The sequence below is a fragment of the Pontibacter sp. E15-1 genome (genome assembly GCF_022601975.1).
Lineage (GTDB): Bacteria > Bacteroidota > Bacteroidia > Cytophagales > Hymenobacteraceae > Pontibacter.
Map to the genome: position 1 here is coordinate 195,445 of NZ_JAKVIR010000004.1, position 15,066 is coordinate 210,510.

The 15,066-nt window shown below is 55.2% G+C and carries 10 protein-coding genes; 5 read left to right on the forward strand and 5 right to left on the reverse strand.

All coding sequences use genetic code 11. From position 1 onward, the window contains the following. Positions 1-363 precede the first annotated feature (363 nt). From MKJ04_RS04445 to MKJ04_RS04460, 4 genes are all read right to left on the reverse strand, one after another. On the reverse strand, positions 364-3,225 hold the full coding sequence (locus tag MKJ04_RS04445; RefSeq protein ID WP_241639705.1) for a TonB-dependent receptor domain-containing protein: 2,862 nt from the start codon (positions 3,223-3,225) through the stop codon (positions 364-366). A 599-nt stretch (positions 3,226-3,824) separates the two neighbouring features. Further along, positions 3,825-4,265 carry an RrF2 family transcriptional regulator gene (locus tag MKJ04_RS04450; protein WP_241639706.1) on the reverse strand — a complete coding sequence of 147 codons (441 nt, stop codon included), beginning with the start codon at positions 4,263-4,265 and terminating at the stop codon, positions 3,825-3,827. Positions 4,266-4,454: 189 nt separating this feature from the next. Further along, complete coding sequence (locus MKJ04_RS04455; protein ID WP_241639707.1) at positions 4,455-4,946, reverse strand: DUF2231 domain-containing protein; 492 nt, start codon at positions 4,944-4,946, stop codon at positions 4,455-4,457. 1 nt (position 4,947) lies between these two features. After that, positions 4,948-5,265, reverse strand: coding sequence for a hypothetical protein (locus MKJ04_RS04460; RefSeq protein WP_241639708.1), 318 nt, complete (start codon positions 5,263-5,265; stop codon positions 4,948-4,950). A 328-nt stretch (positions 5,266-5,593) separates the two neighbouring features. Between MKJ04_RS04460 and MKJ04_RS04465 the strand changes: the two genes are divergently transcribed. From MKJ04_RS04465 to MKJ04_RS04485, 5 genes are all read left to right on the forward strand, one after another. Next, positions 5,594-6,700: a DUF4856 domain-containing protein gene (locus MKJ04_RS04465; protein WP_241639709.1), complete on the forward strand. Its 1,107-nt coding sequence runs from the start codon at positions 5,594-5,596 to the stop codon at positions 6,698-6,700. A 103-nt stretch (positions 6,701-6,803) separates the two neighbouring features. After that, positions 6,804-7,922, forward strand: a complete 1,119-nt coding sequence (locus MKJ04_RS04470; protein ID WP_241639710.1) for an imelysin family protein — start codon at positions 6,804-6,806, stop codon at positions 7,920-7,922. A gap of 212 nt (positions 7,923-8,134) precedes the next feature. Then, positions 8,135-9,508: an HTTM domain-containing protein gene (locus MKJ04_RS04475; RefSeq protein WP_241639712.1), complete on the forward strand. Its 1,374-nt coding sequence runs from the start codon at positions 8,135-8,137 to the stop codon at positions 9,506-9,508. A 3-nt stretch (positions 9,509-9,511) separates the two neighbouring features. Then, positions 9,512-11,923, forward strand: a complete 2,412-nt coding sequence (locus MKJ04_RS04480) for a TonB-dependent receptor domain-containing protein (protein WP_241639714.1) — start codon at positions 9,512-9,514, stop codon at positions 11,921-11,923. Positions 11,924-12,635: 712 nt separating this feature from the next. After that, complete coding sequence (locus tag MKJ04_RS04485) at positions 12,636-13,760, forward strand: sugar phosphate isomerase/epimerase family protein (protein ID WP_241639715.1); 1,125 nt, start codon at positions 12,636-12,638, stop codon at positions 13,758-13,760. A gap of 59 nt (positions 13,761-13,819) precedes the next feature. Here MKJ04_RS04485 and MKJ04_RS04490 read toward each other — a convergent pair whose 3' ends face one another. Further along, complete coding sequence (locus tag MKJ04_RS04490; protein WP_241639717.1) at positions 13,820-14,614, reverse strand: hypothetical protein; 795 nt, start codon at positions 14,612-14,614, stop codon at positions 13,820-13,822. Positions 14,615-15,066: the final 452 nt, after the last annotated feature.

The window sequence follows — 15,066 nt, forward strand, 5'->3', positions numbered from 1 at the left end:
GTTTTGCTGGGCTTTTTACAGGAATTGCTGGGGGATTGGCTGTGTCTGTAAGGATAAATCCATGCCAGGCACGGCGGTATACCGTCGTCTATTATAATACCAATAGCAATTGATCGGTACACATAGATCCTCATCATGGCGCAAGCGTCCGCTTGTGCCTCACAAACAATCCAATCTGCCGCACACCGTCCGATAATAGCAGCACAAGCGGACGCTTGCGCCAATGTTTGTAGACTCCAAATCCACGAAATAAAATGTACTCCATTACGCAAAGTCCATTCAATAATGGTATAAAAATAAAAGCGCCATACCCCAGTGTTTCTCGGCACTGGGGTATGGCGCTTTTGGTGTTAGCGCTCCGGCCTACTTCGTCAGTAGTCCGTCCAGGGTAAGGGCTGCGTAGTAGAGGCCTCCAATGGTAGGGCCTGCTGCATACTGTATGTAACGGTTGTTGAAAATGTTGGCTCCGCCGACCTTTGCGGTAGCATTGGCTGCAGGCACTTTTAAGGTCAGTTGGGCATCGATGGTATGGTAACTGGGCACCGTGCCGTTGGCCAATGGGCTTTGCCACGCAAACGCGTCCTGCCAGCGCCATACCACATTAAAGCCCAGGTTCGGCAGTACCTCGCGGTTAGCAAACGACAGGTTGGTCGCCCATTTCGGAGTGTTGAAACCTGTTACAAAGATGTCTTGCTCGTCGTTACTTATGATGTTATTGTAGCTCACATTGCCAGCCAGGGTGAATTTACTGGGGGTGTTATAAGTAAGGCCAAGCGAAGACCCGAAGTTGCGGTAGGTGTTCCGGGCATTGGTATATACCCTGTAGCGTGTCTGGCGGGCCCTGTTAGCTGCCAACATGTCCTGTATACTTGCGTCGGAACCTACCTGCCCCAACGTAGGCGCCGCTACCTCTACCTGCCCCAGAAATCCGGTATAGGCGTTGAGGTAGGCATCTGCGTCTATCACAAAGGAGTTGTCGAGCAGCACGCTTTTATACCCCACTTCCACCGACCGGATGTGCTCTGGGCTGGTTACTGCGAGGTTGGCGATCCGGAGTAATTCTTTTTGCTGTTGCGCTGCCTGCTCCCGGGGTATGCCAGTTGTTACATCGCGGTTTACCGCCGCATTAAATGCGTTTACGGAGGCCAGGGTATAGGAATTGTCAAGGTAGCCGAGGCCTTGATTGATATAAGCCAAGCCGCCAACGCGCCGCACATTGCCGTTGTTTACGTAAGACAGCGCCTCGAACAGCGACGGGAACCGGTAACCGCTCAGGAAAGAGGCCCTGAAGTGATGGCGCTCTGCCAGGGTATAAACCGCCGATAGCCTCGGGTTCAGCTTCGGGTCGAACTCAGGGTTATAGTCGAGGCGCAGCGAGCCGTACAGCTTCAGCCTGTCCTGCAGCAGCGATTTGGAAAGCTGCCCAAACGCCCCTACTTTTTTGTAGTACACGTTGTTGCCGCCGGGCAGCGTCCTTTCACTGATTGGCCGCGAGAAGTCCACGAAGTTGTTGCCGTCCGGAATCACCTCATACAACCGGGCGTCTGCTCCCAGCAACACATCCACAAAAGCTACTTTGTCTGACAAATCCCATTGGGCATCGGTATGGTACAGACGGCTCTGCTGCGTTAGCCAGGCACCCCCGGTAGGCGAAGCGCCGGGCACTACAGCGCCATGGTCCCAGTTATTAATGTGGGTGATGGTGTTTTTCAGTTCCTCGAAGGCCGCCGTGCCCGGTTGTGGCCGTCCCTGGTCTGCCGCCTGTCGCGCCAGTGCCATGGCTGTGGCCAGATCCGTGTCTTTGTCCAGCTCCGTTTGCAGGGCAGCCTTAAACTTTGCTCCCCATACCGCATTGGTGCCGCCGCCGCTTATGTCCAGGTTATCAGCAAGTGGTTTCACATTGTAGGAATCGCCGGTGTTCTCCAATGAGATATAAGACCGGACGGTATAATGCGTGCCTTTCAGCTCCAGCCGGTGGTTTTGCACCACCACATTGTCAAGCTGTATCTTATTTCCGCGCTGAAAAACGCCATCCATCTTACCCACGCGGTAGCCATACGACAGTTCGGTCTGCTCGTTCAGGCGATAGTGCAGCGCAGCATCAAACTTAAGGTTATCCACGGTTGGGCTCACCAGTTCGCGTTCCCAATAGCCTGTGCGCCTCACCACAAACGACTGGTTTCTGCCGCCATACTGCACGCCGCTGATGGTCACGGCATTGTTGATCTCGTCGCCATACCTGTTCCAGGCATCGTAAGCGGGGTTTGCATCCCCTGACAGTTCCGCGAAGGCTGGGTTAGCCGTGTTGAGGTTGTTTGGATTCTGGTCGGTGGCGGTGTTGGCGCGCCAGTCGGTGCCGTGCATGTAGCTGGCGTTTACTTTAAAGGCCCACGTGTCATTAAAAGCCCTGGCATACCGCACAGCGGTTTCTGTGAGCAGGCTTGGCCCATGGTCGATGCCATCCACATGGTTGAGGCCGGTTTTCTGGTACACGCTCAGGCCCTGGTGCGCGAAGGGGTTTCTGGTGATCAGGTTGGCCATCCCGTTGATGGCGTTCATGCCATACAGCGCTGAGGCGGCCCCGGGCGTAATCTCCACGCTGGCAATATCCAGTTCTGTGGGGCCAATGGCGTTGCCCAAAGGCACGCCCAGGGTGGCTGCCTGCATGTCTACGCCGTCCACTAGTTGCATGAAGCGGTAATTATTCGGAGAGTTGAACCCGCGGGTATTCGGCACTTTAAAGGTAAGGCTGGCCGTCGTCATCTGTACGCCCTTCACATTCTCCAGGGCATCGTAAAAGCCAGGCGCCGGCGACTCCCGGATGGCCCGGATATCAAGCTGCTCCACGGCTATCGGGGAGCGCAGTTGGCTATCAGACATGCGGGAGGCCGAGATCACCACCTCTTTTCCCAGCATGGTCTGGGTCACCAGGGCAATGTTTAGTTTGGAGCCCAGGTGCTGGACCACTATTTCCTGGGGCTGAAACCCAATGGAGGAGAACACGACCGTAAACGGGAAAGCGAGCTTGGTACGCACCGAAAACTCACCCGAAACCTCGGAAGCTGTGCCTGTGCCCGTGCCTTTTATATAAACACTCACGCCCGGCAAAGGCTCTTTCGTGTTTTGATCGATAACCTGACCGGATATTTCGATAAAGTTGGTTTCCTGGGCAACGGTAAACAAGGGAACCAGGAGGGCGATTATAAACAAGTATATAATTTTCATAAGAAATAGCAGCGATGAATTTGAAAAGGTAAGACGCAACTTATCGGAGGCTTTCTTTTGAGGCACGGGGTATTGCCGTGCTTGCAAAGCCAAGCTGTGAAGTTGCTAGCTAAAGCAAACCGCAGACGCATTCCCCGCCAGGTGAATACCTCATCCGTTTGAGTGTGATCGTCGATTATAAGACTGAAACTACTTCACTGAGCCAGTGAAAAAAAGAGGGGAGATGCCAGAAACGACTGACACAGAAGTTAACAACAACACGAAAAGCTGTGCTGCTGCATAAAGAATGCTAGATTGGCAATGCCTTGGATGGAATGGGGAATGTTCATGGCAAACATATAAAACTAAATCTCTACCAAATTGATAGACAAACAAAATTCATTTTGCCATCATTTCCTACAAACACGCTTGAAATATTTTGAAGTTTATGAATGAGAGGTAGTTAAGGAGAGACGATAATCAGCAGGAATACCCGATCTGTAACAGGCCATTACCTAATGAACAGGCTGTAAACGAGCGAATTCATGCTGCTATACTTCTCAGCGTAAAGCGCTTGCAGGAAGTGGGGTGGGATGAGAAAAGAATGGAAGCAGGGGTGATCACTCCCGCTCCTCTTCCACCAGCCCGCTAATGGTTTCGAGGTCGCTGAGGAAGGTATTGTCCAGGATTTCGGCGGTGGCGTCCCGCACTTTCTTCATCACGATGCGGATCTCACACGTCGCCTCGTCTATACACTCGTCGCATTTGCGGTAGTACAGGTGACTGACGCAGGGGATCGGGGCCAGCGGGCCGTCGATCATCCGGATAACGTTGCCCACGGAAACCTCGCCGGGGCTTTTGGACAGGTAATAGCCCCCGTTTTTCCCCCGGACGCTTTGCAGCACGCCGTTGGTTTTCAGGTCCACCAGAATGGCCTCCAGGAACTTGCGCGGGATACGCTCTTTCTCCGCGATGTCAGAAATAATGACCAATCCTTTGTCATGCTGTCTGGTAAGGTGGAGAAGTGCTTTGAGGGCGTATTTCGCTTTTTTGGAAAGCATGTGGCGTCTGGTTGGTTGGTGCGTCAAAGTTACGCCTTTAGAAGGCAAAGTGAAAAGATAAAGTTCCTTGCCGGGCCGCAGCGCGAAGGGAGTAACACGCTGGCCCCGGAGGTTGCCAAACCGCCAAACGAAAAATGCCCTGACCGTTTGGCCAGGGCATTTGTGTCTGTCTTTTTTGAAGGCGGAGAACTAATAACCGGCACAGTCGCTGGAGGGCACGTGCACGCCTCCCGCCTGCTGGTAGACGATGGTGGCCCCCAGGTGCGCCGTGTACACCAGAAAGCCGCTACCCGCCACCAAGAGCAGCACAACCACTATCCCTAGCAAACGCTGGAAGGCCCTGATCAGGTGCAGGCGCATGCCCAGTTCCAGCACCGCGGCGGCAGAAAAGAGGTAGGCCAGGGTAAAGGCAGCCTGCTCATGGCTTTTCAGCACAGTAGGGTCGCAGAGTTTCCTGGACACCACGCCATCGGCCATGTCGCCGGTATACACGCTCACCCAGGCCGCCACACTGCCCACATACAGCAGGTATGCGCCAGTCCGCTGCCAAAAGTCGGCCTGGGCGGGCTTCAGGGGCAGGCCGATCAGCTTGGCCAGCGTTGCCAGCAGCAGTACGGCTATGGGCAGGTGCACCGTGAGCGGGTGCCATACCTCTGTGCGCCAGAAGGCAGGTTCGCTCATGCTACTCCAGTATTCTTACCGCGATCGGGTCAAGGCGCTGGCCCACTTTTTCCACTTCTACCTCAACCTTGCCGCCTTCGTGCAGCTGGTCGAACGCCACGGTTTCGCCGTTGCGGGTCAGGGTGGTGGCATCCGTGAAGTAGAGCTCCAGCACTTTGTTGTCGGCCGTTTTCACGTAAATCTCGTTTTTGTCTGCCTCCACCTCATCGATGGTACCCTGATACGTGCCCGACTCCACCACATCGGTGCTTCCCTCGCAGGAATAAAGGAACGGGACCATGGCCAAAAGAAGCAGTGCGATAAACCTGATGTTTTTCATAGTGTTACTGTTTAAAATGAAATAAGAATTTTACCAAAGATATATAAAATGCGCAAAGTTCGGCAGGGCGCGGGCTCATACTCTTTAGGTGATTTTATACCTGACATGCCGGGCAGCAGCCCGAAATCCTGACGACTCCCATCGCACTTGCCTCGTCATTAACTGCTCCTTTAGGCAACAACGTATTTTTAAAACGGCCTTTAAGGGCTGTTTTCGCACTTTAGTTCCCCTTATTTAAAATTATTTTAAATAAGGCTTGCCTCTTTTCCTCGTGGCACTTAGCTTTGCCTAACTATTTATAATAAGTCTAAATAAAAACTATAGGACAATGAAAAGCACCTTTAGCTCCAATAAACTAAAGACATTTGCACTGGCAGTAGCTGCCTGCGTTACGTTTGCCTCCTGCACCGACGATAACGAGAACGACCCATCTTACACCGTTCCGGCCACCTACAACTTCGAGAACGTGAGCTATGCCGGGCAGACCACCCGCATGAGCATGCTGTCGGAACTGGATACCTATATCAAGACGGGCAATGCGGGCAATGTGCTGAGCGCCCAGACGATGAAAAACATGTATGCCAACGTGAACACGCCGTTTGCTGACGCCAGCCTGAACAGCTCCGACAAGCAGCTTCGGAACAAAACCATCGAAACGGCCCAGCTGCAGTTCGAGAATTACTTTGATGCCACGGCGGCAGCCAGCCTTTCGGCAGGCACACCGGCCCTGAACGGCAAAGCCGGCCTGCTGACAGTGGCCGACGGGTCTAAATCATACCTGGTGGATGCCAACGGCGTGGAGTATGGCCAGCTGATCCAGAAAGGCCTGATGGGCGCGGTGTTCTACTACCAGGCCGTAGACAATTACCTGACCGATGAGGAAATTGGCCCCACAGTAGACAACAAGAGCATCACCCCGGGCGAGGGCACTGCCATGGAGCACCACTGGGATGAGGCTTTCGGTTACTTCGGCGCCCCAACCGACTTCCCGACGAACCTGGAAAACCTGAAGTTCTGGGCGAACTACAGCAACCAGGTGAACGCCGCCCTGGGGAGCAACAAAACCATGATGGACGCCTTCCTGAAAGGCCGCGCCGCCATCTCGGCAAACGACACCAAAGCGAAAAACGAGGCTACCGCTACCCTGCGCACCGAGTGGGAGCGCATTGTGGCCGCCTCTGCCATACTAGAGCTGAAAGAAGCACGTGAGAATGTGGCAGATCAGGCCAAGAAAAGCCACTACCTCTCTGAGGCCAAGGGCTTCGTGATGGGGCTTAAGTTTAAGACCGGCCGTAAGCTGACGGACGCGCAGTACAGCGCCGTGATGGCTAAGATCGGTGACAACCTGTATGACACCACTGCCGACGACATTGCCGCCGCCATTGACCTGCTGAGCGCAGCCTACGACATGGACAGCATCAAAGCACAATTGTAAACCTGGTGCCTGACGCAAGCAGGGCAGCATACCTAAACTAAAAGCAGCAGCAGTGGCGATTGAGCTCCACGGCTGCTGCCTTTCTCATTCCTAACAACACACTATGCGCGTATTTAAAAGCTATACCGCCGCCGCACTCCTTTGCTTCTCCGTGCTGGCTGGCTGCACCTCCGACGACAAGGGCGACACGCCTCCAAGCACCGACTTCGACCGGCAGGCGATGCTGGTTAACTATTCCGAAAACCTGATTGTGCCCGGCTATGCGGCGCTGTCAACCAAAACCACCGCGCTGGAGGCATCCGTTGCAGCTTTTGCCGATGCCCCTTCCACTGGCACGCTGGCATCGGCCCGGGCCGCTTATCAGGAGGCCTATATGGCCTGGCAGCAGGTAGGCATGTATGGGTTTGGCCCCGCCGAGGAGCAGCTCTTGCGCAATAACATCAACATTTACCCAACCGCTACGGACGAAATAGAAGCCAATGTGGCGGCGGGAAGCTACGACCTGCAAGCAGCGGCCAACCTGGATGCAAAGGGCTTCCCGGCGTTGGATTACCTGCTGTATGGCGCCGGAACAGAGGCTGCCGTCGTGGACCAGTTCACGGCTGGCGCCCAGGCCGCCAACCGCAAAAAATACCTCCAGGACGTTGCTAGCCTGATACAGCAGCGCACCCAGGCGGTATACGAGGGCTGGACCAGCGGCAAGTACGCCGCCAAGTTCCAGGCATCGACCGGTACTGCCGTTGGCAGCGGAATCGGGAATCTGGTCAACCAGCTCAACGCTGATATCGACGTGACCAAGCGCGCCAAAGTGGGTATCCCGAGCGGGCGCTTCACGTCGGGCAGCGCCCTGCCGGAGAAGACGGAGGCCTATTACAGCCATACCTCCCTGGAGCTGCTGAAGCAGGCCATTCGTGCCGAGAAAGCGGCGTTTATGGGCCAGTCGGCCAGTGGGGCCAATGGCCAGGGGCTGGACGATTACCTCGACCATGTGAAGGCTCCTTACAACGGGGGCCTGCTCTCGGAGGCTATTGAGGCGCAGTTTGATGCCGCGCTTGCCGCAGCCGATGCCGTGCAGGGGCCGCTCTCCGATGCCGTGACCACGCAACCGGTCGCCGTCACCAAAGTGTATGATGCGCTGCAGAAGCTGATCGTGCTGACCAAAACAGACATGCCGTCGGCCCTGGGCGTTACCATCTCCTACACCGATAACGACGGCGATTAAAATTAGACACAAGTATTATTTAAGACACAAGTATCAGGACACAGGACACAAGATTTTTTCTTTTCTGATATATAAAAACCCACCCCTGCCCCTCTGATAAGGGGAGTTTTCTTTGGTATAATTCCCCTCCTCGGAGGGGCAGGGGTGGGTTTACACTCGCAAGACATATATAAAACTACTTCCCTCACAAAAAGCAGTACTCCGGATCATATATGCGCAACAAGCTCCAGTCTTACCTGACCGCACCTGTCTCTGCCGCGCCGCTGGCCGTGTTCCGCATTATTTTCGGCGGGATGATGGTTTTCAGTCTGCTGCGCTTTATAGCCAGAGGATGGGTAACCGAGCTGTATGTGCTGCCGAAAGTATACTTCCCGTACTACGGTTTTGCGTGGGTGCAGCCGCTGGGCGAGGCGGGCATGTATGGCCTGTTCACGGTGATGGTGCTGGCGGCGCTCGGCATTATGCTGGGGCTGTTGTATCGCCTCTCGGCCCTGCTGTTTTTCCTGAGCTTTACCTATGTCGAGCTGATCGACAAAACCAACTACCTGAACCACTACTACTTTGTGAGCGTGGTGGCGCTGCTGCTGGTGCTGGTGCCCGCGCACCGGCATTTTTCGCTGGATGTGATTCGGAAGCCGCGGCTTTGGGCAAGTCATGTGCCGCGCTGGGCCGTGCTTATTTTTCAGCTGCAGTTGGGGCTAGTATACTTCTACGCCGGACTGGCCAAACTCAATCCCGACTGGCTGCTGGAGGCCATGCCCCTGCGCGCCTGGCTGCCCGCCCATACCCACCTGCCGCTTATCGGCCCGCTGCTGGACAAAGCCTGGGTGGCCTATGTATTCTGCTGGTTCGGCGCTTTTTATGATCTCACCATACCCTTTTTCCTGAGCTGGCGCAAGAGCAGGTGGCTGGCGTATGGCACAGTCGTCGTGTTCCACGTGCTCACGGCGATGCTCTTCCAGATCGGCATGTTCCCCTATATTATGATTGTGAGCACGTTGATTTTCTTCTCCGCCAACTTCCATGAGCGCCTGCTGCAGTGGCTGCGGCACACGACAGGCAGCTATGCCCCTGCCACCCGGGCCTTTGCCCACGTAGCTGGCCAGCCGATGCTGCTGTATGTGCTGGCGGTATATTTTCTGCTGCAGGTGCTGGTGCCCTGGCGTTTCGCCCTGTACCCCGACAAGCTGTTCTGGACCGAGCAGGGCTACCGCTTCTCGTGGCGCGTGATGCTGATGGAGAAAGCCGGAACCGCCTTCTTTTACGTGCGCGACCCACGCACCGGGCAGGAGGTGGAGATCAACAACCGGGAGTACCTGACCGTGAACCAGGAAAAGATGATGGCTACCCAGCCCGACATACTGCTGCAGTATGCTCAGGTGCTCCAGCAGGACTTTGCGCAGCGCGGCATACCCGACGCCACCGTGCGGGCCGAAGTGTATGTGAGCATGAACGGCCGCGAAAGTCGGCTTTTTATTGATCCAACTGTTAACTTAGCGGCCGAAAAGGAAAGTTTCCTGCCTAAGCCCTGGATTTTGCCTTTTAAAACCACCTCCCACGCTCTAAAGGCTGTGGGGCAGAAATAATATATGCGTTTTATTCTGATTGTCTTCTTGTCGCTTACTGGCCTGCAACCCGTGCTGGCGCAAACCTTCTCCGTTTCGGGGCACGTGACCAATGCCCGCACCGGCAAGCCCGCGCCGCAGGCCGAGGTGATCCTGCTCAGTACCAGCGCCATTGCCAAAACCAGCGCACAGGGGGTATACCGTTTCCAGCAGCTCAGCCCAGGAACCTACAGCTTCACGGCGTATGCCGAAGGGCTGGGCAGCGTGACAAAGCAGGTGACGCTGACAGACGCCGACGTCACGCTTGACTTTGAGCTGAAGGCCTTTGAAGGCAGGCTGCGCGAGGTGAAGGTAAACGCAGAGCGGGAGAAAACCTTTGGCATCACGCGCCTGAACTCGGTGGAGGGGGCCGCCATCTACGAGGCCAAGAAAAGCGAGGTGGTGGTGCTTGACGACATCACGGCCAACAAAGCCACTAATAATAGCCGCCAGGTTTTTGCCAAAGTGGCGGGCCTGAACATCTGGGAGAGCGATGGCGCTGGCCTGCAACTGGGCATCGGGGGCCGCGGCCTCAGCCCAAACCGCACCTCTAACTTTAACACCCGCCAGAATGGGTATGATATCTCGGCCGATGCCCTGGGCTACCCGGAAAGCTATTATACCCCGCCCACAGAGGCCCTCGACCGGATTGAGGTGGTGCGCGGCGCGGCCTCGCTGCAGTACGGCACTCAGTTTGGGGGTATGATCAACTTCGTGATGAAAGAGGGGCCGGAGGACAAGCCGTTTGAGCTGACCACCCGCCAGACCGTGGGCTCCTGGGGCCTTTTCAATTCCTTTAACAGCATTGGCGGCACCAAAGGCAAGGTGCATTACTACGGTTTCTACCAATACAAGCGCGGCGATGGCTGGCGCGACAATTCCGGCTTTGATGCGCAGACTGCCTTTGCGTCGGTGCACTACAAGCCCAGCGAGAAGCTGGAGATCGGCTTCAACTATACCTATATGGATTACCTGGCGCAGCAGCCGGGCGGCCTGACAGACGTGGAATTTAACGCGGATGCCCGCCAGTCGAAACGCGACCGCAACTGGTTTAATGTGAACTGGAACCTGCTGGCCCTGACCCTGGACTACCGCATGGGCGAGCGCACCAAACTGAACATCCGCAACTTCGGGCTGCTGGCGCAGCGCGATGCCCTGGGGTATATGGGCAAGATCAGTCGCCCCGACGACCTGACGCAGCCGCGCACCCTGCTGCAGGACCAGTTTAACAACTTCGGAAACGAGACGCGCCTCATCCACCGCTACGACCTGGGCGACTCCTTCTCCACGCTGCTGGTAGGCACCCGCTATTACCGTGGCTTCACGGATCAGAAGCAGGGCGACGGTTCCATGGCCTCCGATGCCGACTTCAGGTTCTACTCAGAGACGGGCGCGCCCAATGCCTCCAGCTACGATTACCTGAGCCGCAACATCTCCGTGTTTGCCGAGAACATCTTCAACATCACCCCAAAGTTCAGCATCACGCCGGGCGTGCGTTACGAGTGGATCAACACCAACGCCGATGGCAGCTACCGCGATGTGATGGCCGACGAGGCGGGCAACATCATCCGGGATGAAGTGGTGCCCGAAATGCGCGAAAGCTCCCGCAATGTGTTCCTGCTGGGTATGGGCCTGAGCTATAAACCCAGCGAGCAGATGGAGGTATACGGTAACTTCTCGCAGAACTACCGCGCCATTAACTTCAACGACATGCGCGTGATCAACCCGAACCAGACCGTGGATCAGAACCTGAAAGACGAGTCTGGGTACAGCACCGACCTCGGTTTCCGGGGCAACATCAGCGGACTTTTGAACTACGATGCAAGTCTTTTTTACCTGGCGTACAAAGACCGCATCAACCTGTTTACTCCGGCTGGCACACTAGAGCGAATCCGGGCCAATGTAGGAGACTCGCGCAACTACGGGCTGGAAACCTTTGTGGAGGCTGACCTGCTAAAGCTATATTTTGGTGCAGACCATCCAACCAGTCTTTCAGCCTTCTCTAATATTACTTTTGTAAGCACAAAATACAGCAGTCCTATAACTGACATTGATGGCAAAGAGGTGGAACTGGCACCATCGGTTATCGCGAAAACCGGCCTATCCTTTAAGCGTAAAAATTTGAAATTGGCTTACCAGTACGCCTATACTGCAGCGCAATACACGGATGCCCCTAACTCTTTATTAGAGCCAACGGCTGTGGTAGGCAAAATTCCATCGTACTGGGTCATGGACCTGTCCGGAAGCTATACTTACAAGCGCTTCACCCTGGAGTCCGGCATCAGCAACCTAACCGACAACCGCTATTTCACGCGCCGCGCCACCGGGTATCCCGGCCCCGGCATCATTGCCTCGGATGCCCGCAACTACTATGTCACGCTGCAGTTTCAGCTGTAGCGGTGAGTCTTATCAAGGCTTGCACTGTGTCGTGTCTTGGCGAGAGGAATGTGTGCTGTGCTTTGAGTTCGGTCTTGTAGACGCCTCAATTCCAGGCATGTGTAGTCCTCTCTCCTGCAAGTCATCCCCCTGCCCCCTTCAAAGGGGGACGATCGGCACGAGTGATTCCTGCACGCGTAAATCCCAGAAATTATAAAGTGTAAGAGTCAACCACGAAGCATTTGGCGCAAAGCTATAGTAGCAGAAAAGTCCCCCTTTGAAGGGGGTAGGGGGATGAAAATGCATGTACTCGGCCCGAATAGTCTCGCCAGTTTCTGTAGTACCGGGGCAAACCACCCCTGCCCCTCCTTGTCCTTTTTCGAGGGCCCCTACCCCCAGGAGGGGAGTCTGCTATTGCAAAACGCTACTTACTGGTTTCATAGAATTGGTTATTTTGGATAGGGTATACATCTTCATTATCAGTCTGTATGCCTAAAGTCTTTTGGCTTTTTAGAATATCCTCGCTCGCGCATTATTCCCCTCTTGGAAGGGGCAGGGGTGGGTTCTTTTACTATCCGAAAACACTTTCATACATCATCCATCCATACCTTTATACCCCCTCCCGGTTTGGAGGAAGGCGAGGAATCGGTTAATTTAGAAGAGCAGGCAGCCTGTTTTTAGGTGAATGCCTGCCAGCAAGTTTATACAACCATAACCCAACAGCAGCAAGCATATGAACAACCCCATCTGGATCATGACCTCGGCTTTTGATCAGCTGAGCTTAGACGACGTTATCGCGAGGGCGCAGGAAACCGGCGTGCAGGGCCTGGATGTGTGCGTGTTCCGGAAGGACGGCACCCGCGATGACTTTGTGGCGACCCACCTCGATTATGAGAACTTCGGCCTGGAGGATGCAAAGAAGCTGCTCGATAAGTTTAACGGGGCGCGGCTGCGGCTGTCGCTGGGGGCGTTTGATAACCTGATTGGCGGCGACCCGGCACAGCGCGTGAAAAACCAGAACCACCTGCTCCGCCTCATCCGGATGGCGCACCTGCTCGGCGGCGATGCCAACGATGTGAAAGTCGGCACCTTTGTGGGGTATAACCACGAGCTGGGCAACCAGGAAAACGGCTTCCAGAAAAACCTGGAGGAGTATGCGCGCGTGTTTGCCCCCATCATCCGGTATGCCGAGGACCTGGGCGTGACGGTGCTCTATGAGAACTGCCCGATGGAAGGCTGGCGCCCCGCCGGCTATACCAGCACCTTCAACAACCTGACCGGCGTGCTTGCCGCCCGCAAACTGATGTATGAGCTGATTCCGAGCAAGGCCCACGGCGAGATCTACGACCCCTCGCACGACGTGTGGCAGCACGTGGACCCGAGCGAGGTGATTCGGCATACGGATATGGCCCGCCTACACCGCATCCATGTAAAGGCTACCCGCCGGGGCAACAGCGTGCACTGGGGCAATATGTACCCAAAGCAGCACGTGGACGCCGACCTGGCGAAACGCGCCGGCGTACCCATCCCGTCAAACGCGTGGGACCGCCACAACTACGAGGCCATGCTCCCCGGCTTCGGCGGCTCCGACAGCATGGACTGGCGAAATTTCGTGCAGACGCTGCAGCAACAGGGCTTCACTGGCCCTTTCGAGATCGAGAACGAAGCGGCACTGTCGAAGGGAACGGGCAATATGGGAGCTATTATGCAAGGCTTTAAAGCCACCACCCTCAACCTGGCCCCGATGCTCTGGCCACTCACGGAGCAGGGGTACCAGTATGATCAGAAAAATTACCGGGAGCTGCAGCAAACGGTAAGCAAAGACATACCGGTGAAGACGATGGCGGAACTAGGGTAGAGGCAGGTATGCCAGCTGATGGCCATACCCTGCTGGCGAAAGTATGTAGAGCCGGGCAGCTAGGGCCCGGCGTTTCCGTCTTCTTCCTCCGCCGTGTCTGGAGTGTCCTGTTCTTTGGGGGGCAAGCCTTTTACCGTGTAGTCTCTCCAGAAACTCTCTATTTCCTGGTAGGTGTCGGCATTGCTGGCGCTGCCGTTGTCGGCCTGGTATATTTCTGTGGGGGGAGGTTGCGGGAGATCGTTTTTTTCGGGCGTGTCGGTACTCTGGCTTGCATTAAAGGAAATAGTGGAGGCAGCCGCAATGAATATAACCGCCCGTTCGATGGCCGCAAGCACCTTCTTCACCGGAAACTTGTCGTTCAGCCTTCTCCACAAGGTATGGTTTTCGCGGTGATGCGTGTATACCTCATTCGGGAAAACGCTGAGGATACCCCGCGCATTGCCTGCGTAGCCGCACAGGGCCGTGGACAGGTGCTCCACCTTCGCCTTTACCTCCTTGCCTGTGCCGGCAGCGCTGCCTACTTTTCCTTCTTCAATCGCTTTCCGGGCATCAGACAAAAGCTGTTGGGGCGGCGGCGGGCCGGTATACCCGATCTTTTGCAGGATACTGGCATTTACGGGCAGCACCACGTTGTCAAAATCATAGGAGGCTTCTGCGGGCACTTCCGCCCGGTCCTTGTCCACCCACTCCCAAAAGCTGTCTTCCACCAGCAAGTGGTTCAGGCTTGAGCAGGCAAGCTCGGCGGCCTCCAGCAGCAGGTAATCCACGCCCTTAGTCCAGCCGTTCTCGTGGCGCTGTTTCAAAAGCCCGTTGATCGAGTTCAGATCTTTTATGTAGCTGTCGTATTTTAACATGGTGCTTCAAACAAACACAGCAACGCGTCTTTTCTTTCCGTTTCGCTGGCGGGTGTGCCAGGGCATGGCTGTATGATTTTCCTCCAATCAGTTTTCGGGCGCGGAAATGCGGGTGAGAGGGTATGGCAGCAGCTGTTCCTGACTTTCCATGCTTGCGCACGAAAAGTGACTGCCGGAAATACGCTTGGTTAGTATACGGAAATAAAATATGGTTTGTGTTGATTTTCAGAAGCTTATACCTAAAAAAGAAGAGGCTTTAGGTTCTGGATGAAGAAGCGTTTTCCGTTTCCGGCTATACCTACCCAAAAGAGCGAGTCAGCAAGGTCGCGTCTTCCTCGTAAAGCAGAAAACGGACACAGGGTATAAATTGGGATAAATACTTCTTAAAAAAATCAATAAAGAAATTTTAGTTTTTAAAAAGTTTGTTAACTTGTTCACACCCTTTAAAGAAT

Coding starts and splice junctions, on each gene's coding strand:
- MKJ04_RS04445 (WP_241639705.1), bottom strand. CDS start 3,225: ATGAAAATTATATACTTGTTTATAATCGCCCTCCTGGTTCCCTTGTTT.
- MKJ04_RS04450 (WP_241639706.1), bottom strand. CDS start 4,265: ATGCTTTCCAAAAAAGCGAAATACGCCCTCAAAGCACTTCTCCACCTT.
- MKJ04_RS04455 (WP_241639707.1), bottom strand. CDS start 4,946: ATGAGCGAACCTGCCTTCTGGCGCACAGAGGTATGGCACCCGCTCACG.
- MKJ04_RS04460 (WP_241639708.1), bottom strand. CDS start 5,265: ATGAAAAACATCAGGTTTATCGCACTGCTTCTTTTGGCCATGGTCCCG.
- MKJ04_RS04465 (WP_241639709.1), top strand. CDS start 5,594: ATGAAAAGCACCTTTAGCTCCAATAAACTAAAGACATTTGCACTGGCA.
- MKJ04_RS04470 (WP_241639710.1), top strand. CDS start 6,804: ATGCGCGTATTTAAAAGCTATACCGCCGCCGCACTCCTTTGCTTCTCC.
- MKJ04_RS04475 (WP_241639712.1), top strand. CDS start 8,135: ATGCGCAACAAGCTCCAGTCTTACCTGACCGCACCTGTCTCTGCCGCG.
- MKJ04_RS04480 (WP_241639714.1), top strand. CDS start 9,512: ATGCGTTTTATTCTGATTGTCTTCTTGTCGCTTACTGGCCTGCAACCC.
- MKJ04_RS04485 (WP_241639715.1), top strand. CDS start 12,636: ATGAACAACCCCATCTGGATCATGACCTCGGCTTTTGATCAGCTGAGC.
- MKJ04_RS04490 (WP_241639717.1), bottom strand. CDS start 14,614: ATGTTAAAATACGACAGCTACATAAAAGATCTGAACTCGATCAACGGG.